The organism is Pseudomonas sp. 22526, from assembly GCF_052044735.1.
Taxonomy (GTDB): domain Bacteria; phylum Pseudomonadota; class Gammaproteobacteria; order Pseudomonadales; family Pseudomonadaceae; genus Aquipseudomonas; species Aquipseudomonas piscium.
The window spans coordinates 32,628-51,419 of record NZ_JBQENK010000017.1; the positions used below are offsets into that span (position 1 = coordinate 32,628).

Sequence of the window (18,792 nt, forward strand, 5' to 3'; positions counted from 1 at the left end):
TTTTCCAGAACCCTTGATCGCCCCATGCGCATCCACGTCAGCTTTATCGACCGCGTCGGTATCACCCAGGAAGTCCTGGCCCTGCTCGGTGGGCGCAACCTCAACCTGGATGCGGTGGAGATGGTGCCGCCCAACGTCTACATCGACGCCCCGACCCTCAGCCCACAAGTGCTGGAAGAGCTGCGCGACGCGCTGTTCAGCGTACGCGGCGTGCAGGCGGTGACGGTGGTCGATATCTTGCCTGGCCAGCGCCGACACTTGCAGCTCGATGCCCTGCTGGCGGCGATGACCGACCCGGTGCTGGCCCTGGACAGCGCCGGCAAGGTACTGCTGGCCAACCCGGCGCTGATCGCCCTCTATGGCCGCGAACCGGCCGGGGAAAGCGTGGCCGAGCTGTTCGACGACCCGGCGCTGCTGGAAACCCTGCTGGAACAGGGTTTTCGCCTGCCTCTGCGGGAAATCACCCTCAACGGCCAGACCCTGCTGCTGGACGCCACGCCGATCACCGATGCCGGCGCGCTGCTGACCCTGTATCAACCCAATCGCATCGGCGAGCGCCTGTCGGCCCTGCACCACGACCATGCCGAAGGCTTCGATGCCCTGCTCGGCGACTCCCCGGCCATCCGCACCCTCAAGGCCCGCGCCCAGCGTGTCGCCGCGCTGGATGCGCCGCTGCTGATCCAGGGCGAAACCGGTACCGGCAAGGAACTGGTGGCGCGGGCCTGCCACGCCATCAGTGCACGGCACGGCGCGCCGTTTCTCGCGCTGAACTGCGCCGCCTTGCCGGAAAACCTCGCCGAAAGCGAGCTGTTCGGCTACGCCCCCGGCGCCTTCACCGGCGCCCAGCGCGGCGGCAAGCCGGGGCTGATGGAGCTGGCTAACCAGGGCACGGTGTTTCTCGACGAAATCGGCGAAATGTCGCCCTATTTGCAGGCCAAGCTGCTGCGTTTTCTCAACGACGGCAGCTTTCGCCGGGTCGGCGGCGACCGTGAGATCAAGGTCAATGTGCGGATCCTCAGCGCCACCCACCGCGACCTGGAAAAGATGGTCGCCGAGGGCAGTTTTCGCGAAGACCTGTTCTATCGCCTCAACGTGCTGAATGTGGAAGTGCCGCCCCTGCGCGAGCGCGGCCAGGACATTCTGTTGCTGGCGCGCTACTTCATGCAGCAGGCCTGCGCGCAGATCCAGCGCCCGGTCTGCCGCCTGGCGCCCGGCACCTATCCGGCGCTGCTGGGCAACCGCTGGCCCGGCAACGTGCGCCAGCTGCAGAACGTGATCTTCCGCGCGGCGGCGATCTGCGAAAGCAGCCTGGTGGACATCGGCGACCTGGATATCGCCGGCACCTCAGTGGCGCGCCAGAACGACACCGAAGTCGAGAGCCTGGAACAGGCCGTCGAGGAGTTCGAGAAGGCGCTGCTGGAAAGCCTCTACGTCAACTACCCCTCGACCCGCCAACTGGCCAGCCGCCTGCAGACCTCCCACACCGCCATCGCCCATCGCCTGCGCAAATACGGCATCCCCAACAAGCCCTGAGCCTGCCGTAGCTTCTGCTTCTTGCTTCTGTAGGAGCAAGGGGGACGCCCAGTTCTTGCTCGCGAAAAATCTCAACGGCGCCGCAGTGCCTGGAGCCTGCGCAGCGCCCTCAGGTTCATCGCGAGCAAGCTTCGCTCCTACAGAGAAACAGTGCGAAAAGCGACCTCTACCTGTACTGAAAGCGCTACAGCGGAACGATATCGCTACAGTCGGTTGTAATCAGCGCTACGCAAGGCTTTGATCCCCATAGGCTTTTCCCTGGCCCTCCAGCTGTAGCGATTTCGCTACAGCTGTCAGTTTCCGCTCGCCATGAAAAACACATAAATCATTGATTTATAACAACTAAAAAACATTGGCCGCATTTTTGCTAAGGGCTTATCCATTCAGCTCGGCCCTGCACGAGCATTCAATCGCGTCCACCAGACGAATCTGGCCCCTTGAGGAGTTTCCATGAGCGAGTTGCGTTTTACTGAAGATCACGAATGGCTGCGTACCGAAGCCGATGGCAGCGTTACCGTCGGCATCACGGCTTTCGCGCAAAACGCCCTGGGCGATGTGGTGTTCGTGCAATTGCCGGAACTGCAGGCCTACGACAAAGGCGCTGAAGCCGCCACCGTGGAATCGGTAAAAGCCGCCAGCGGCGTGTACATGCCCCTGGACGGGGAAGTGGTGGAAACCAACCCGGCCCTGGAGGCAAGCCCGGAGCTGGTCAACGAAGACCCGCTGGGCGACGGCTGGTTCTTCCGTTTCATTCCCGCGGACGCCGCCGCTGTCGGCCAACTGCTGGATCAGGACGCCTACGACCGCCTGATCAAAGCCAACGCCGACGCCTGAGGAGCCGCCATGACTCAAGTTAACCTGAGCACCGCCAACGAATTCATCGCGCGCCATATCGGCCCGCGCCAAGGCGACGAGCAAGCCATGCTCAACAGCCTGGGCTTCGACTCCCTGGAAGCCTTGAGCGCCAGCGTGATCCCCGACAGCATCAAGGGCACCAGCGTCCTCGACCTGCCCGCCGGGCAGAGCGAAGCCGACGCCCTGGCCTCGATCAAGGCCATCGCCGCCAAGAACCAGCTGTTCAAGACCTACATCGGCCAGGGCTACTACAACTGCCACACGCCGTCGCCGATCCTGCGCAACCTCCTGGAAAACCCGGCCTGGTACACCGCCTACACCCCGTACCAGCCAGAAATCTCCCAGGGCCGCCTGGAAGCGCTGCTGAACTTCCAGACCCTGATCAGCGACCTCACCGGCCTGCCGATCGCCAACGCCTCCCTGCTCGACGAAGCCACCGCCGCCGCCGAAGCCATGACCTTCTGCAAGCGCCTGAGCAAGAACAAGGGCAGCCACGCCTTCTTCGCCTCCAGCCATTGCCACCCGCAGACCCTCGACGTGCTGCGCACCCGTGCCGAGCCGCTGGGCATCGACGTGGTGGTCGGCGACGAGCGCAAGCTGACCGACGTCAGCCCGTTCTTCGGCGCCCTGCTGCAATACCCGGCGAGCAACGGCGACCTGTTCGACTACCGCGAGCTGACCGAGCGCTTCCACGCCGCCAACGCCCTGGTGGCGGTCGCCGCCGACCTGCTGGCGCTGACCCTGCTGACCCCGCCGGGTGAGTTCGGCGCCGACGTGGCCATCGGCAGCGCCCAACGCTTCGGCGTGCCGCTGGGCTTCGGTGGCCCGCATGCGGCGTACTTCTCCACCAAGGACGCGTTCAAGCGCGACATGCCAGGCCGTCTGGTCGGGGTGTCCGTGGACCGTTTCGGCAAGCCGGCACTGCGCCTGGCCATGCAGACCCGCGAGCAACATATCCGTCGCGAGAAAGCCACCAGCAACATCTGCACCGCCCAGGTGCTGTTGGCCAACATCGCCAGCATGTACGCCGTGTACCACGGCCCCAAAGGCCTGGCCCGGATTGCCCGGCGCATCCACCAGCTGACCGCGATCCTGGCCCAGGGCCTGAGCAAACTGGGGATCAAGGTCGAGCAGGAAAGCTTCTTCGACACCCTGACCCTGCACACCGGCGCCCGCACCTCGGCGCTGCACGACAAGGCCCGCGCCCAGCGCATCAACCTGCGGGTGATTGACGCCGAGCGCCTGGGTCTGTCCCTCGACGAAACCACCGGCCAGGCCGATGTACAAGCGCTGTGGAGCCTGCTGGCCGACGGTCAGGCCCTGCCGGACTTCGCCGCGCTGGCTACCACGGTACAGAGCCGTATCCCGGCGCCGCTGGTGCGTCAGTCGGCGATCCTCAGCCACCCGGTGTTCAACCGCTATCACTCGGAAACCGAGCTGATGCGCTACCTGCGCAAGCTGGCGGACAAGGACCTGGCCCTGGACCGCACCATGATCCCGCTGGGCTCGTGCACCATGAAGCTCAACGCCGCCAGCGAAATGATCCCGGTCACCTGGGCCGAATTCGGTGCCCTGCACCCGTTCGCCCCGGCCGAGCAAAGCGCCGGCTACCAGCAACTGACGTCCGAACTGGAAGCCATGCTCTGCGCCGCCACCGGCTACGACGCGGTGTCCCTGCAGCCGAACGCCGGCTCCCAGGGTGAATACGCAGGCCTCTTGGCCATTCGTGCCTATCACCAGAGCCGTGGCGACGACCGTCGCGACATCTGCCTGATCCCTTCGTCCGCCCACGGCACCAACCCGGCCACCGCCAACATGGCCGGCATGCGCGTGGTGGTCACCGCCTGCGACGCCCGCGGCAACGTCGATATCGAAGACCTGCGGGCCAAGGCCATCGAGCACCGCGAGCACCTCGCCGCGCTGATGATCACCTACCCCTCGACCCACGGCGTGTTCGAGGAAGGCATCCGCGAAATCTGCGGCATCATCCATGACAACGGCGGCCAAGTGTACATCGACGGCGCCAACATGAACGCCATGGTCGGCCTCTGCGCCCCGGGCAAGTTCGGCGGCGACGTGTCGCACCTGAACCTGCACAAGACCTTCTGCATCCCCCACGGCGGTGGCGGCCCGGGCGTCGGCCCGATCGGCGTCAAGTCGCACCTGGCGCCGTTCCTGCCGGGCCACGCAGCCATGGAACGCAAGGAAGGCGCGGTCTGCGCCGCGCCGTTCGGCAGCGCGAGTATCCTGCCGATCACCTGGATGTACATCCGCATGATGGGCGGCGAAGGCCTCAAACGTGCCTCGCAGCTGGCGATCCTCAATGCCAACTACATCTCCCGTCGCCTGGAAGAGCACTACCCGGTGCTCTACACCGGCAGCAATGGCCTGGTGGCCCACGAGTGCATCCTCGACCTGCGCCCGCTCAAGGACAGCAGCGGCATCAGCGTCGATGACGTGGCCAAGCGCCTGATCGACTTCGGTTTCCACGCCCCGACCATGTCGTTCCCGGTAGCCGGCACCCTGATGATCGAGCCGACCGAAAGCGAATCCAAGGAAGAACTGGACCGCTTCTGCGACGCCATGATCCGCATCCGCGAAGAAATCCGCGCGGTGGAAAACGGCGGCCTGGACAAGGACGACAACCCGCTGAAGAACGCCCCGCACACCGCGGCGGAAATCGTTGGCGAGTGGTCGCACCCCTACAGCCGTGAACAGGCGGTGTACCCGGTGGCCTCGCTGATCGACGGCAAGTACTGGCCTCCGGTCGGTCGCGTCGACAACGTGTTCGGCGATCGCAACCTGGTGTGCGCCTGCCCGTCGATCGAAAGTTATCAGGACGCGTAAGACGACATCACCGTCCATCGCGGGCCAGCCTCGCTCCCAGGGTTTCTGCGTATACCTGTAGGAGCGAGGCGGCTGGCGACGAATACCGGCTAGACCGGACTGCAACACCCGCTTCCCCCGTGCGTGCCGATCAACACAATAAGAAACCGGAGAACCAACATGTCCTTGAGCGTGTTCGACCTGTTCAAGATTGGCATCGGCCCCTCCAGCTCCCACACCGTTGGCCCGATGCGCGCGGCCGCGCGCTTCGTCGAAGGCCTGCGGCGTGACGGACTGCTGGGCGCCACCACCTGCGTCAAGGTCGAGCTGTACGGCTCGCTCGGCGCCACCGGCAAGGGCCACGGCAGCGACAAGGCTGTGCTCCTGGGCCTGGAAGGTGAACACCCGGATACCGTGAATACCGAAAACATTGCCGCGCGCCTGCAGGAAATACGCAGCAGCGGACGCTTGACCCTGCTCGGCGAACACGTCATCGCGTTCAACGAGAAAGAACACCTGGCCATGATCCGCAAACCCCTGGCCTACCACCCCAACGGCATGATCTTCCGTGCCTTCGATGCCGCCGGGTTGCAGATCCGCAGCCGCGAGTACTACTCGGTGGGCGGCGGCTTCGTGGTCGACGAGGATGCCGCGGGAGCCGACCGCATCGTCGAAGACACCACCAAGCTGACCTTCCCCTTCAAGAGCGCCAAGGACTTGCTCGGTCACTGCACCACCTATGGCCTGTCCATCAGCCAGGTGATGCTGACCAACGAAAGCGCCTGGCGACCGGAAGCGGAAACCCGCGCTGGCCTGCTGAAGATCTGGCAAGTGATGCAGGACTGCGTGGATGCCGGCTGTCGCAACGAAGGGATCCTGCCTGGCGGCCTGAAGGTCAAGCGCCGTGCGGCCGCCCTCCACCGCCAGCTGTGCAAGCACCCCGAGGCGGCCTTGCGCGATTCCTTGTCGGTGCTGGACTGGGTCAACCTGTACGCCCTGGCGGTCAACGAAGAAAACGCCAACGGCGGGCGCGTCGTCACTGCGCCCACCAATGGCGCCGCCGGCATCATCCCGGCGGTGCTGCACTACTACATGCGCTTCATCCCCGGCGCCAACGAAGACGGGGTGGTGCGTTTCCTGCTGACCGCCGCCGCCATCGGCATTCTCTACAAGGAAAACGCCTCCATCTCCGGTGCCGAAGTCGGCTGCCAGGGCGAGGTCGGCGTGGCCTGCTCGATGGCGGCCGGCGGGCTGTGCGAAGTGCTCGGCGGTACCGTGCAACAAGTGGAAAACGCCGCCGAGATCGGCATGGAACACAACCTCGGCCTGACCTGCGACCCGATCGGCGGCCTGGTGCAGGTGCCCTGCATCGAGCGCAACGCCATGGGTTCGGTCAAGGCGATCAACGCCGTGCGCATGGCCTTGCGTGGCGACGGACAGCATTTCGTCTCCCTCGACAAGGTCATCCGCACCATGCGCCAGACCGGCGCCGACATGAAAAGCAAATACAAGGAAACCGCCCGCGGCGGTTTGGCAGTCAACATCATCGAGTGCTGATGCAGGCACACACGCATCTCACGTTTATCCAGGAGCTGAACATGTCCACCGAAATACTGTTGAAGACCCCGCTGCATTCGCTGCACCTCGAACTCGGCGCGCGCATGGTGCCGTTCGCCGGTTACGACATGCCTGTGCAATACCCGCTGGGCGTGATGAAAGAACACCAGCACACCCGCGAGCAGGCCGGCCTGTTCGACGTCTCGCACATGGGCCAGATCCGCCTGACCGGCGCCAATGCCGCCCAGGCCCTGGAAACCCTGGTGCCGGTGGACATCATCGACCTGCCCGTGGGCATGCAGCGCTATGCCATGTTCACCAACGAAAATGGCGGCATCCTCGACGACCTGATGGTCGCCAACCTGGGCAACGACGAGCTGTTTCTGGTGGTCAACGCCGCCTGCAAGGACCAGGACCTGGCCCATCTGCGCCAGCACATTGGCCAGGCGTGCGGCATCGAGCCGCTGTTCGAGGAGCGTGCCCTGCTCGCCCTGCAAGGCCCGGCGGCCGTCACCGTGCTGGCGCGCCTGGCGCCAGAAGTGGCGAAAATGACCTTCATGCAATTCACCCGCGTGAAGCTGCTGGGCGTGGACTGCTTTGTCAGCCGTTCGGGCTACACCGGCGAAGACGGTTTCGAAATCTCGGTACCGGCGGCCGACGCCGAAACCCTGGCCCGCGCCCTGCTGGCCGAGCCGGAAGTGGCCGCCATCGGCCTCGGCGCCCGGGATTCGCTGCGCCTGGAAGCCGGCCTGTGCCTGTATGGCCATGACATGAACAGCCAGACCACACCGATCGAAGCCAGCCTGCTGTGGGCCATCTCCAAGCCACGTCGTGCCGATGGCGCGCGGGCCGGCGGCTTCCCGGGCGCGGAACAGGTGTTCGTCCAGCAGCTCAATGGCGTGCAGCGCAAGCGCGTGGGCCTGCTGCCCCAGGAACGCACACCGGTGCGTGAAGGTGCGGAAATCGTCAACGAAGCGGGCGAGGTGATCGGTAGCGTTTGCAGTGGCGGTTTTGGTCCGACCCTGGGCGGTCCGTTGGCCATGGGTTACATCGATAGCGCCTATGTCGCACTCGATACGCCAGTTTGGGCAATTGTTCGTGGGAAAAAGGTGTCAATGCTTGTAAGCAAAATGCCATTCGTTGCACAACGCTACTATCGCGGTTGATCGACTGTTTCTATAAGTAACGCGGTTGCGTTAAAAGTGCACTAATCTGTAACGCAACCGCCATAAAATAGTGCATATTTTCGATATTGAACTTGCCTTATAACAGTTGAAAACAATTGAACAACTCTATCGAATAAGCCCAGACGCCTAGTTCCGGCAACAGCTGCCAAGCTGAGGAAAACCGGGGCTTCGCAGGGCTTGTTTTTTCTCCCATAGTTGGCGTAGAGTTTCCCCACTGTGTTTGCATGGGTCGCTTGGAATCGTGACCTGGGCAGTAGCCAACAAGTTTGCTACAACCCGTTCGACGTCTCTTACTTTCCTGCAACCCAGCCCAGTACTCTTTCATGAGGAAGAGACTGTCATTAATTTTTTAGCGTCAAAGGAAATAAGAAATGTCCCAACGTCAGAGCGGTACCGTCAAGTGGTTTAACGACGAGAAAGGTTTTGGTTTTATCACTCCAGAAAGCGGTCCGGATCTGTTCGTGCATTTCCGCGCTATTCAGGGCAACGGCTTCAAGAGCCTGAAAGAAGGCCAGAAAGTGACCTTCATCGCTGTGCAGGGCCAAAAAGGCATGCAGGCTGACGAAGTTCAAGCCGAAGGCTGATCGTCTGTAACGAAAAAGCCCCTGATGCTGACATCAGGGGCTTTTTTGTGCGCGCAATTCCGTAAAATGGCTTCTTTTTTCGATCGAGAGGCCTGTGATGCCAAAGCACCTGCTAACCCCCCAGGGCGATTTTCCCGCCGCTGGCCTGGGCCGTCGTCTGGCAGCGATGTTCTACGATTTCCTGCTGTGCACCGCACTGCTGATCGTCACGGGTGGCATCTACAAGTTCATCCAGCTGCAGATCCTCGGTGAAACCCGGATGCGCACCCTGACCGAATCCGGCGCCCTGGACGGCGATCCCCTCTACTCCACCGTCCTGCTGTTCGTACTGTTCGCCTTCTTCGCCAAGTTCTGGACCCATTCCGGCCAGACTCTGGGCATGCAGGTCTGGGGCATTCGCGTGCAGAACGCCGACGGCAGCAGCATCAGCCTGTGGCAGGCCCTCCTGCGCTTCATGGTCTCGATCGCTTCCTGGCTGTGCGCCGGGCTGGGTTTCATCTGGGTCCTGGTCGACAAGCAGAAGCGCAGCTGGCACGACATCTACTCTTCCAGCCAGATAGTGCGCATTCCCAAGCAGAAAAAATAATCCGCCACAGACAAAAACGCCCCGAATGTCGGGGCGTTTTTCTGTGCGCTTGTCGAAGGCGATCAGGCATTGCCCGCCAGCTTCATCCGCGCGGCCTGGGTGAAATCCAGCATGCGCTTGAGCGGACGAATGGCCTGGGGAATCAGCGCCGGGTCGACGAATATCTCGTTGCTGCCCTCACGCAGGCTCTGCAAGGTGCGCTCCAGGGTGTTCATGGCCATCCACGGGCAATGGGCGCAGCTGCGGCAAGCCGCGCCGTTACCGGCCGTTGGCGCCTCGATAAACACCTTGTCCGGGCACAGCTGCTGCATCTTGTAGAAGATGCCGCGGTCGGTCGCCACGATCAGCGTCTTGTTCGGCAAACGTTGCGCGGCGGCAATCAGCTGGCTGGTGGAGCCCACCGCATCGGCCAACTCGATCACCGAGGTCGGCGATTCCGGGTGGACCAGAATGGCCGCATCGGGATAAAGCGCCTTCATGTCCTCCAGCTGCTTGGACTTGAACTCTTCGTGGACGATGCAGGCACCGTCCCACAGCAGCATGTCGGCACCGGTCTGGCGCTGGATGTAGGTGCCCAGATGCTTGTCCGGCCCCCAGATGATGGTTTCGCCGTTATCCATCAGGCTTTCGACGATTTCCAGGGCGCAACTGGAGGTCACCACCCAGTCGGCACGGGCTTTGACCGCTGCCGAGGTGTTGGCGTAGACCACCACGGTGCGTTCCGGATGCTGGTCGCAGAACGCCGAGAACTCTTCCACCGGGCACCCCAGGTCGAGGGAGCAGGTGGCTTCCAGAGTGGGCATCAGCACCCGTTTCTCGGGGTTGAGGATCTTCGCCGTCTCGCCCATGAACCTGACACCGGCGACCACCACGGTCTTGGCCGGGTGAGCGTTACCGAAGCGGGCCATTTCCAGGGAATCGGACACGCAGCCGCCGGTCTCTTCGGCCAGGGCCTGAATCACCGGGTCACAGTAGAAGTGAGCCACCAGCACCGCGTCCTGAGCCTTGAGCTCGGCAGCAATCGCGGCACGGTAATGGGATTCCTCTGCAGCCGTCAGCGGCTTGGGCTGTTTGGCGTCAAGGTGGGCCTGAACCAGAAGGCGTTCGGAAATTTGCGTCATGATCGCAAGACCTGCGGGCGCTTATGCGCGAAAGTCGAGTATACACCCGGCTCCGGACCCGTTGAGGGTACCGCCGGGAGAGTGAGTATTCATCAGGTAGGTGCAGCGTTGAAACTGCGCAAGGCTACAGAATATCCCCTTGATGTAAAAGATGATTCTGACCTGTGTCACAGGGCTCGCCCGAGCACGAAAGCCCACAAATTGCAGCCTCTACAGAAACGCCTCTGCGCAAACGGCTCAGTGACGCGCAATGCGCACTCGCACCATTTTTGAGCATTACCGGCAGGCGAGCCTCGGCCTGGCGCTGAATACCCTCGATCGACCAAGCGTTTTTTTACACTTCATAGCAATTTTATCTTTCTGCGCTAACGTCAGTTACAGAAACAGCTAACTGCTGGTTGGCTGCAGCAACAGCTTGGCGGGCTCTGGTTCAGATGACGGAGAAATGATCCCTGCTGACCGGCCCTTGCGGTTTCCCCCAGCCCAAACAAGGAAGCAGTGCATGAACAGTGATTGTGTACAGGTGCTCAGGAGAGTGGCGTGGACATTGATTGTCGCTGGTCTTCCCACCGGAATGGCCATGGCGGCATCAAATAACTGCGCTGGATTGCCGCCACTGCCGTCGACGGTGGAAGTGGGAGAGGGTCAGCAGACGATAATGCACTCCCCCGTTGCCATTACCCGATTGGCCGTGGGCGACCCGAAAATTGCCGATGTGTATCTCAATGGGCGGGATTCATACCTGCTGACGGGCATTGCGCCCGGCGCCACCAGCCTGATGGTCTGGACAGCATGCGACAAGGAACCTCGCCAGAGCATGGTGTTCGTGCAGGGCAAAGGCCCGCATTCGATGGTGAGTTCGCTATTGCCCCCCTCCGAAGATCCGTCTCTGGCCAGCCAGGTGCAGACCGATATCCGTTTTGTCGAAGTCAGCCGCACCAAGCTGAAAGAGGCCGGCACCTCGATCTTCGGCAAGAGCGGTAACTTTCTGTTCAGCTCCCCGGGCACTGCCCCGTTGGGGACAACGGTGACGCCCGGCAATATCGGTGGCGTCAGGCCGAACATACCGCTCAACAATGGCATGTTTAATATCGGCATTGGCGGCGGTAACGTCCTGGGGCTGATCAACGCCCTGGAAGGCAGTGGGTTTGCCTACACCCTGGCGCGTCCGAGCCTGGTGGCGCTGAGCGGACAGAGCGCCAGCTTCCTGGCCGGTGGCGAAGTGCCGATCCCGGTCCCCAGCAGCGGCAGCGACAGCATTACCATCCAGTACAAGGAATTCGGTATTCGCCTGACCCTGACCCCCACCATAGTCGGAAACGACCGCATCTCCTTGAAGGTCGCCCCGGAGGTCAGCGAACTGGACTTCACCAATGGGATTACCGTCAACGATATCTCGGTGCCAGCCCTGGTTGTGCGTCGCACCGACACCAGCATCTCCCTGGCCGACGGTGAGAGCTTCGTGATCAGCGGCCTGATCAGCACCACCAACACCACGGCCGTAAGCAAGTTCCCCGGCCTGGGAGATATTCCGATCCTGGGTGCATTCTTCCGTGATTCCTCGATCAGGCGCGAAGAGAAGGAACTGCTGATGATCGTCACTCCGCACCTGGTGCAACCGCTGGCGGTCAACGCCAAGCTGCCAGTATTGCCTGGCGAGCCACTGCGCAACTACGACCCGAACTGGTTCCGTCTGTACTTCCTGGAAAACGGCAACTATGACCAGGCCTCCAGCGGGCTTTCGCAATGACCCAAGGTTCTGACTCGTCGCTTACCGCGCTCAAGCTCAATGGCACCGGACTCGGCAAGTCCGGTGCCGGCCATTCCTCGACAATCGGATTGTTCCAGGAGGGAAAAATGAAAGTAGTCATTGCTGCCTTGGGGCTGCTCATGCTCGGCGGCTGCGCCACGAACAGCGGCGGTACCTGGTCGAAGCAGGCATGCAGCAAGCTGGATTCGGACCAGGAACTATCGCTGAGCCTGGCCGACGACATGATCGGCGAAGGCAAGCTGCATGCCGGCCTGGCCAATCTGCAACGCCTGCCGGATAACCTGGCACAGGTTCGCATGCGCAAGGCCAAGGTCTATCGCCTACTCGGACAAAGCGAGGCCGAACCGCTGTACCGCAGCCTGCTCAGCACCTGCCTGGCCGCCGAAGGCGAGCATGGCCTGGGTCAACTGGCAGTGTCACGCAACGATAACGCTCTGGCCCTGGAGCATCTGACGCGAGCGGCGCGCCTGTCCCCCACCGACGAGAAAATCCGCAACGATCTGGGGGTGGTCTACCTCAACCAGGGGAATACCAAGCAGGCCCGCTTTGAGTTCCTCACGGCCATGGAGCTGAAACAGGACGACCAGCTGGCAACCCTCAACCTGGTGACCTTGCTGATTTATCAAGGCAACTGGAAACAGGCCTCGGACCTGGTCAATCGTGCCGGCCTGAAACCCGAACAAGTCACCAGTGCCAAGGAGCGGGCCGAAAAACTCAGGAACACGACGAAGAAGGCAGCTAACAGTCAGGCAGTCACTGCCACGGATTCGTCGCCATCGAGTGTCAACCAACCAATAACGCAGAGGTAGTGATGAAATACCAAACGCTTAGCTGCCTGGGACTCTTGCTTCTTCCGCTGGTGACCCAGGCTATCGAACCCGGCCCGGCCTCCCTGTCACAACAGTCGACCGAAACCTGGCTGCTGCTGCAGAGTCGTAACCAGGTCAAGTCGCCCATTCCGCAGAACGCCTCGCCCAGCGAGCGGGAACTGACCCTGCAGCGCTGGCTGAACAACTACAAACACCCGATCCCCGAGTACTACAAGGAGTACGTAGGTTCGGGTAGTTCGGGTGGTTCAAAGTGACAATGAATCGCGATGGTGTTCAGTTCAGAAGGGGCAATGCCATCCATGCGGATGGCCCTTGCCCCTCCCCTCTTTCATAACTTCCCGAATACTTTGAACACGCCGATGATTGCCGGTCCTATGGCCACCAGAAAGAAGCTTGGCCACAGGCAGAAGATCAGAGGAAACACCAGCTTGGTGCCGATTTTCGCGGCCTTCTCTTCGGCCTGTTGGGTGCGCCGGTCACGAAACTCCTCGGCATAGACACGCAGGGTCGTACCCACACTGGTACCGAAGCGAATGCTCTGCGCCAGCAGACTCACCAACCCGCGAATGTCCTCCAGCCCGGTACGCTCGGCCAGGTGCTTGAGCGCTTCGGTACTGGGAATCCCGGCCCGGATCTCGGAGTTGACCAGTGCCATCTCCATGGCCAGCTCAGGCTGGCTGACCGCGATCTCTTCCGACACCCGCTCGATCGCCTGGGGCAAGGCAAGGCCTGACTCCACGCAGACCACCATCAAGTCCAGCGCATCCGGAAAGGCGACGAGCAACCGGGTCATCCGCGCGTTCCTGCGGCTGTCGACATAGATGGCCGGTGCCAGCCAGCCTACCCCCAACGCCAAGAGCACCAGACCCATCCCCAGAAGCAGCGAGATCTTCGGTATCAGCGGCAGCGCCAGGACCGCCAGCGCCACCAATGCCAACGGCGTCAGCAGGCGCACCGCCCAGTACATCTGGACTGCGGCCGGGGAGCGAAAGCCGGCATGGGTCAGCAAGGTCCGGGTCGCCGAGGCCTGCTCCTGATCACCGGAGACAAAGCGCTGGCCGACCTGCTCCAGCATCAATTGCAGATTGCTCGGCGCCCCCTGCCGATGACCGTCGCCGCCATGGCCGCGCTTGATCAGCAGCAAACGACGGTGCACGGGGTCTTGCAGGCCCTGCACCAGCAACACCAGGGTCGCCACGGCCAGTACCACGCTCAGGCCTATGGCCCCGGCGAACAGCAGGCGCGCCAGTTGTTCGTTACCGACCACACTGTTGATCAGACTCAGTAGATACTCCATAACCTCACCCCCTACGAGTGATTGTGCTCACACCTGAATCCGGATGATCTTGCGTATCCAGAAAATTCCCACCAGCATCGCCACAAACGCGCCCAGCACCATCTTCTGCCCCAATGACTCATTGATGAGCAAAGGCAGATAGGTCGGGCTCGAAAGCACAATCCCCGCCGCCAGCACAAAAGGCATCGCCACCAGGATCCAGCCCGACAGGCGCCCTTCGGCCGAGAGCGTCTTGACCTTGCGCTGAAAGCGGAAGCGGCCGCGAATCAGGCTGCTCAATCGCTCCAGCACCTCTGTCAGGTTGCCGCCCGTCTCGCGATGGATCAGCACAGTGGTCACCAGCATCATCACGGTCATGCTCGGCATGCGCTCCAGCAGGCCGAGCATGGCCCGACGCACATCGTTACCGTAGTTGATGTCGGCAAAGGTCAGGCCGAACTCGTGGGCAACCGGCCCCTTGTGCTCGTCGGCGACCAATTGCAGGGTTTCGTTGAACGGATGCCCGGCACGCAGCGCCCGACATATGGCATCCAGCGCATCCGGCAACTGCTCCTCGAACTGGGCAAAACGTTGGTTGCGGTCCCGGGAGATTTTCAGCACCGGCAGCCAGAAGGCCACGGCAGCCGCCGGGAGCGCCACCCACCAGAGTTGCGTGAGCAGCCACATCCCGATGCCAGCCGCCACCATCAGGACCAGGCTAAGCATCAGCACCCGATAGGCGCGGTACTCATGCCCGGCCTGCTCGATCATCTGCGCCAGGGCCTCCATCGCCGGCAACTGCTCCAGACGCGCCTCCAGCGGCGACAGACGACGCAGGTATTTCTGGCGCAGTACCGACTGCATGTTCTCCAAGTTACTGGCCCGCTCCAGCAGGTCGAGGCGACTGCGAATACGCTTGCGTACCTTGCCGGCCTCGCCGAACACCGGCACTGCCAGGCTCTGGCTGAGCAGGAATATGGCGGTGAACACCATCCCGAGAAACGCCAGGATAAATTCACTGGGGACTTGATTCATGACTAGCCCTCCATCCAGTCTGGCCGGAACAGGCTGAGCGGCAGCTCGATGCCCCGTTTGGCCAGCACATCACGAAACGCCGGAACCATGCCCGTGGGGCGGAACTCGCCCAGGACCTCGCCTTTCTCGCCGATACCGCTGCGCACGAAAGCGAAGATCTCGGTCATGGTGATGATTTCTCCTTCCATACCGTTGATTTCCTGCACGCTGACCAGCCGTCGCGTGCCGTCCTCCTGCCGCTCCAGCTGGATGACCACGCCGATGGCCGAAGCGATCTGCTGACGCAAGGCCTTGATCGGAAAGGTCGCCCCTGTCATCGACACCATGTTCTCGATCCGTCCCAGGGCATCGCGGGCGGTGTTGGCGTGGATGGTGGTCAGCGAGCCGTCGTGGCCGGTATTCATCGCCGTCAACATGTCCAGCGCCTCGGCGCCACGCACCTCACCGATCACGATGCGGTCCGGCCGCATACGCAGGCTGTTGCGCACCAGCTCACGCTGGCCCACCTCGCCACGGCCCTCGATGTTCGACGGACGGGTTTCCAGGCGCACCACATGGGGCTGCTGCAGTTGCAGCTCGGCCGAGTCTTCGATGGTCACGATCCGCTCGTTGTGCGGAATGAAACTGGACAACACGTTGAGCATGGTGGTCTTGCCACTGCCGGTCCCTCCGGAGATCAGGACATTCAGCCGGCCGCGGACGATGGCCTTGAGCATCAGGGCGATGCCCGGGGTCAGGGTGCCCATCTGCACCAGGCTCTCGGTGTTGAGCAAATCCACGGCGAAGCGACGGATCGACACGCTCGGACCGTCGATGGCCAGCGGTGGAATGATGGCGTTGACCCGCGAACCGTCCTTCAGGCGGGCGTCCACCAGCGGCGAGGACTCATCGATGCGCCGCCCCAGGCTGGAAACGATGCGATCGATGATATTCAGCAGGTGCTGGTCGTCGCGAAAACGCACATCCGTCCTTTGCAGCTTGCCGAAGCGCTCGACGTACACCGAGGCATGCCCGTTGACCAGGATGTCGGACACGCTCGCGTCGTTCAGCAGCGGCTCCAGCGGCCCGAGGCCGAGCACCTCGTCGGTGATCTGCTTGAGGATCAACTGGCGGCTGCTGGCATTGATCGGCGCCGAATGCTCATCGAGCAGGCGCTGACAGATGTCGCGGATCTGCCGCCCGGCCTCGGCCGGCTCCAGGGAATCGAGGAGCGACAGGTCCATGACCTTGAGCAACTGCTGGTAGATCTTTTCCCGCCACTCGGCCTCCAGCGGGCCGAGCTTGGTCCTGGTTTCATAGAGCAGGTCCGGCACACTGGCCTCCCAGGCCATGAGTACGCTGGCGCACTCTTTGCCGTCGAGGGACGCATCTTGCGTTTCTGCCGGTGCCTGTTTGCCGGGTTGCTGACGCAGGCGATTACGAAAGTCGCTGAGCATGGCCTAGCCTCCGAACAGACGATTGAAGGTACGTTTGAACAAATTCTTCTCGGCGACCTCGATCCCGATCAGGTTCTGGGTCAGCTCACGCAGGGCCAGGGTCACCCCCGAACGTGGAGCGTGCAGCTCAAGCGGTACACCGGTGTTCTGACTCTCACTGACCACCGCATAGTCATTGGGCACGGCTTGCAGGGTCGGGCAGCGCAGGGCATCGGCAACATCCTTGAGGCTCACCGGCGAGGCCTTGTTGTAGCGGTTGACCACCACCTGTATCCGGTTGCTCTGCACATTCAGGTCGTCGCGCAGGATGCGGGTCAGGCGGGTGCCGTCCTTCAGGTGGCTCAGGCTCTGCTGCAACACGACGTAGATGCGATCGGCCTGTTCGAGCGTGACCCCGGTGAGGTGATCGATCTGCCGCGGCAGGTCCACCACCACCCAGTCGTAGGTCCCACGGGCCAGGCGCAACAGTTTTTCCAGCTGATCCAGGTGCACATCCTGCGTCAGGCACAGCTCCCCGGTACGCCCGCCCAGCACATGCAGGGTCGGGCTGAAGTGGTTGCAATAGCCACGCAAGGCGATGCTGTCCAGGGACTCGACCTGCTTCAGCACATCCACATGGCTGTGGGTAGGCACCACGTCCAGGCAATGCGCCACGCTGCCGAACTGCAGGTCCAGGTCCAGCAGCAGGGTCCTGCCACCGCGGGTGGCGAGCTGATGCGCCAGGTTGCAAGCGAGCATCGAGGCCCCCGAACCGCCTTTGGCATTCATCACCGCAACCAGCTTGCCACCAGTCCCCTGCTCCGCATTGGCCTCCATGAGCATTCGGCCGATGGCCGCCTGCAACTCTTCTGCCGCTACCGGCTCGGGGAGAAAATCCCGGGCGCCGGCCTGCATCGCCAGGCGCATGCCCTCGCGCTCATCCAGCGGGCCGCAGACCAATAACGGTGGGCGCTCCTTGAGCGGATGCTGCAACAGGGCCGCCAGCTCTTCGCGCCACAGGTGGCTGACGCGCAACAGCAGGAAGTCGGGCATCTGCTCCAGCCCATACAGCGGATCGGTATGACCGTTGCTCACCAGGCGAGTGCTGACCTGAATGTTCGGCATTCCCTGGCTCAAGGCTTTCAGGTGATTCAAGGTCGTCGCGTCGCGCCCACTGATCAGCAGGCGTTTGCCTTGCTTTTCAGTAGCAGCAGCGACAGGCGCTTCTCGGGTACTCAACATGGCGTGATCTCCGGTGTGACTGCTGCCTGGGGATGCCGACCGAGGCTTTCACGTGGCACGGTCGACCTGAATACCGGCAGGACAAATACCCCGTTGAACCCAGGAATCAGCAGATTGAAACTGAAATTGGATACCTGTAGCTGGACATAACGAATGGCGGCAAAGCCGTTGGTGCCGGTCAGATCGTTGGGGCTGGCGACGACCGCGCCGTTGGCGTCCAGATAAACCAGGTTCAGGTTGGCGGACGTCAGGTTATTGAGCAGGCTGCTCGGACCGCCGTTGGTGGAAGCGTTGAACATCGCCCGACGCAGGATCACCGGATCGTTGATGTCGCACACCGCCGCCAGACGGGCGCCGCGGCGCACGGTTTCATTCAGGGCATTGACCGTGAAGTACAGCCGGCCCATTTCCAGCACGCCGAACAGCACGGTGAACAGCACCAGGCTGGTGATCGCGAACTCGACGGTGTACAGCCCACGCATACCTTTGACGTTCATCACAGGGCCCTCATGACGACGGTGGAAGTCAAGGCCAGACCCAGCGGCACGTTGCTGCCAAACAAGGCGGGCAAGGCACTGCCGATCACCGGCACATAGGTGTAGGTAATGCTGACCTGGACATGCTCGGCACCCACCGCGGTGACCGCGACAGCCGCGGGCGTCAGCCCCGACACCGCCGCCGGGTAGCCATTGGGATTGGCGGGTACGCCAAAGACCGCGACGTTCTTCGCCTGGGCCTGCAGCGTATCGCTCAGGCTGAGCTTGCCGAGGGTGGAGTTCCACGCCCTGTCAGCGACATAACGCCCGGCGTCGCGGCTGGCCTGCATCAGGCTGTTGTACTGGAACAGCATGCGACCGAACTCGGCGAAGGCCAGCATCAGCAACAGCAGCAGCGGCAGCGTCAACACCAGCTCCACCATCGCCAATCCGCCTTGACTGCGCGGCGACCTGAATCCTGTGCGTCCCATAAAACCT

17 protein-coding genes are annotated in these 18,792 nt (G+C 62.5%); 10 read left to right on the forward strand and 7 right to left on the reverse strand.

Going from position 1 to position 18,792, the window contains the following annotated elements; all coding sequences use genetic code 11:
• The first annotated feature begins 24 nt into the window (after nucleotides 1-24).
• The 7 genes from ACTJKT_RS23220 (at nucleotide 25) to ACTJKT_RS23250 (ending at nucleotide 9,128) form a co-directional block, all read left to right on the forward strand.
• Nucleotides 25-1,533: a sigma-54-dependent transcriptional regulator gene (locus tag ACTJKT_RS23220; RefSeq protein ID WP_440788726.1), complete on the forward strand. Its 1,509-nt coding sequence runs from the start codon at nucleotides 25-27 to the stop codon at nucleotides 1,531-1,533.
• 450 nt (nucleotides 1,534-1,983) lie between these two features.
• A complete protein-coding gene (gene gcvH, locus ACTJKT_RS23225; protein WP_053280591.1) occupies nucleotides 1,984-2,367 on the forward strand; it encodes a glycine cleavage system protein GcvH in 384 nt (127 codons plus the stop codon).
• A 9-nt stretch (nucleotides 2,368-2,376) separates the two neighbouring features.
• On the forward strand, nucleotides 2,377-5,235 hold the full coding sequence (gcvP, locus tag ACTJKT_RS23230) for an aminomethyl-transferring glycine dehydrogenase (RefSeq protein WP_440788727.1): 2,859 nt from the start codon (nucleotides 2,377-2,379) through the stop codon (nucleotides 5,233-5,235).
• Nucleotides 5,236-5,394: 159 nt separating this feature from the next.
• Complete coding sequence (locus ACTJKT_RS23235; RefSeq protein ID WP_440788728.1) at nucleotides 5,395-6,771, forward strand: L-serine ammonia-lyase; 1,377 nt, start codon at nucleotides 5,395-5,397, stop codon at nucleotides 6,769-6,771.
• A 41-nt stretch (nucleotides 6,772-6,812) separates the two neighbouring features.
• The gene (gene gcvT, locus ACTJKT_RS23240; protein WP_440788729.1) at nucleotides 6,813-7,937 is read left to right on the forward strand and encodes a glycine cleavage system aminomethyltransferase GcvT; all 1,125 of its coding nucleotides are present in this window, start codon (nucleotides 6,813-6,815) and stop codon (nucleotides 7,935-7,937) included.
• A gap of 392 nt (nucleotides 7,938-8,329) precedes the next feature.
• Entirely contained in the window at nucleotides 8,330-8,542 is a 213-nt protein-coding gene (locus ACTJKT_RS23245; RefSeq protein WP_007931076.1) for a cold-shock protein, read from the forward strand.
• Nucleotides 8,543-8,639: 97 nt separating this feature from the next.
• Nucleotides 8,640-9,128, forward strand: a complete 489-nt coding sequence (locus ACTJKT_RS23250) for an RDD family protein (RefSeq protein ID WP_009050430.1) — start codon at nucleotides 8,640-8,642, stop codon at nucleotides 9,126-9,128.
• Between the two features lie 62 nt (nucleotides 9,129-9,190).
• On the opposite strand, the gene nadA is transcribed toward ACTJKT_RS23250, so the two are convergent.
• Complete coding sequence (nadA, locus tag ACTJKT_RS23255) at nucleotides 9,191-10,249, reverse strand: quinolinate synthase NadA (RefSeq protein WP_025805878.1); 1,059 nt, start codon at nucleotides 10,247-10,249, stop codon at nucleotides 9,191-9,193.
• 502 nt (nucleotides 10,250-10,751) lie between these two features.
• Between nadA and ACTJKT_RS23260 the strand changes: the two genes are divergently transcribed.
• The 3 genes from ACTJKT_RS23260 to ACTJKT_RS23270 all read left to right on the forward strand — a co-directional run bounded on the left by ACTJKT_RS23260 (nucleotide 10,752) and on the right by ACTJKT_RS23270 (nucleotide 13,104).
• Nucleotides 10,752-11,999: a type II and III secretion system protein family protein gene (locus ACTJKT_RS23260; protein WP_440788730.1), complete on the forward strand. Its 1,248-nt coding sequence runs from the start codon at nucleotides 10,752-10,754 to the stop codon at nucleotides 11,997-11,999.
• 107 nt (nucleotides 12,000-12,106) lie between these two features.
• Complete coding sequence (locus ACTJKT_RS23265; protein ID WP_440788731.1) at nucleotides 12,107-12,829, forward strand: tetratricopeptide repeat protein; 723 nt, start codon at nucleotides 12,107-12,109, stop codon at nucleotides 12,827-12,829.
• A 2-nt stretch (nucleotides 12,830-12,831) separates the two neighbouring features.
• Nucleotides 12,832-13,104, forward strand: coding sequence for a DUF3613 domain-containing protein (locus ACTJKT_RS23270; protein ID WP_440788732.1), 273 nt, complete (start codon nucleotides 12,832-12,834; stop codon nucleotides 13,102-13,104).
• A gap of 74 nt (nucleotides 13,105-13,178) precedes the next feature.
• Here the strand turns inward: ACTJKT_RS23270 and ACTJKT_RS23275 are convergent, their stop codons facing one another.
• Genes ACTJKT_RS23275 through ACTJKT_RS23300 form a run of 6 tightly spaced genes read right to left on the reverse strand, consistent with a single transcriptional unit; the run spans nucleotide 13,179 to nucleotide 18,785 of the window.
• Nucleotides 13,179-14,147 carry a type II secretion system F family protein gene (locus ACTJKT_RS23275; RefSeq protein WP_440788733.1) on the reverse strand — a complete coding sequence of 323 codons (969 nt, stop codon included), beginning with the start codon at nucleotides 14,145-14,147 and terminating at the stop codon, nucleotides 13,179-13,181.
• A gap of 27 nt (nucleotides 14,148-14,174) precedes the next feature.
• Nucleotides 14,175-15,161 (reverse strand): type II secretion system F family protein, encoded by a 987-nt coding sequence (locus ACTJKT_RS23280; RefSeq protein WP_440788734.1) that lies wholly within the window; start codon nucleotides 15,159-15,161, stop codon nucleotides 14,175-14,177.
• 2 nt (nucleotides 15,162-15,163) lie between these two features.
• Complete coding sequence (locus ACTJKT_RS23285; protein WP_440788735.1) at nucleotides 15,164-16,597, reverse strand: CpaF family protein; 1,434 nt, start codon at nucleotides 16,595-16,597, stop codon at nucleotides 15,164-15,166.
• Nucleotides 16,598-16,600: 3 nt separating this feature from the next.
• Nucleotides 16,601-17,818, reverse strand: coding sequence for an AAA family ATPase (locus tag ACTJKT_RS23290; RefSeq protein ID WP_440788736.1), 1,218 nt, complete (start codon nucleotides 17,816-17,818; stop codon nucleotides 16,601-16,603).
• Nucleotides 17,812-18,315 (reverse strand): TadE/TadG family type IV pilus assembly protein, encoded by a 504-nt coding sequence (locus ACTJKT_RS23295; RefSeq protein ID WP_440788737.1) that lies wholly within the window; start codon nucleotides 18,313-18,315, stop codon nucleotides 17,812-17,814. The genes ACTJKT_RS23290 and ACTJKT_RS23295 overlap by 7 nt, the downstream gene beginning before the upstream one ends.
• Nucleotides 18,315-18,785, reverse strand: coding sequence for a TadE/TadG family type IV pilus assembly protein (locus ACTJKT_RS23300; RefSeq protein WP_440788738.1), 471 nt, complete (start codon nucleotides 18,783-18,785; stop codon nucleotides 18,315-18,317). Before ACTJKT_RS23300 ends, ACTJKT_RS23295 begins: the two co-directional genes overlap by 1 nt.
• Between the last annotated feature and the right edge of the window lie 7 nt (nucleotides 18,786-18,792).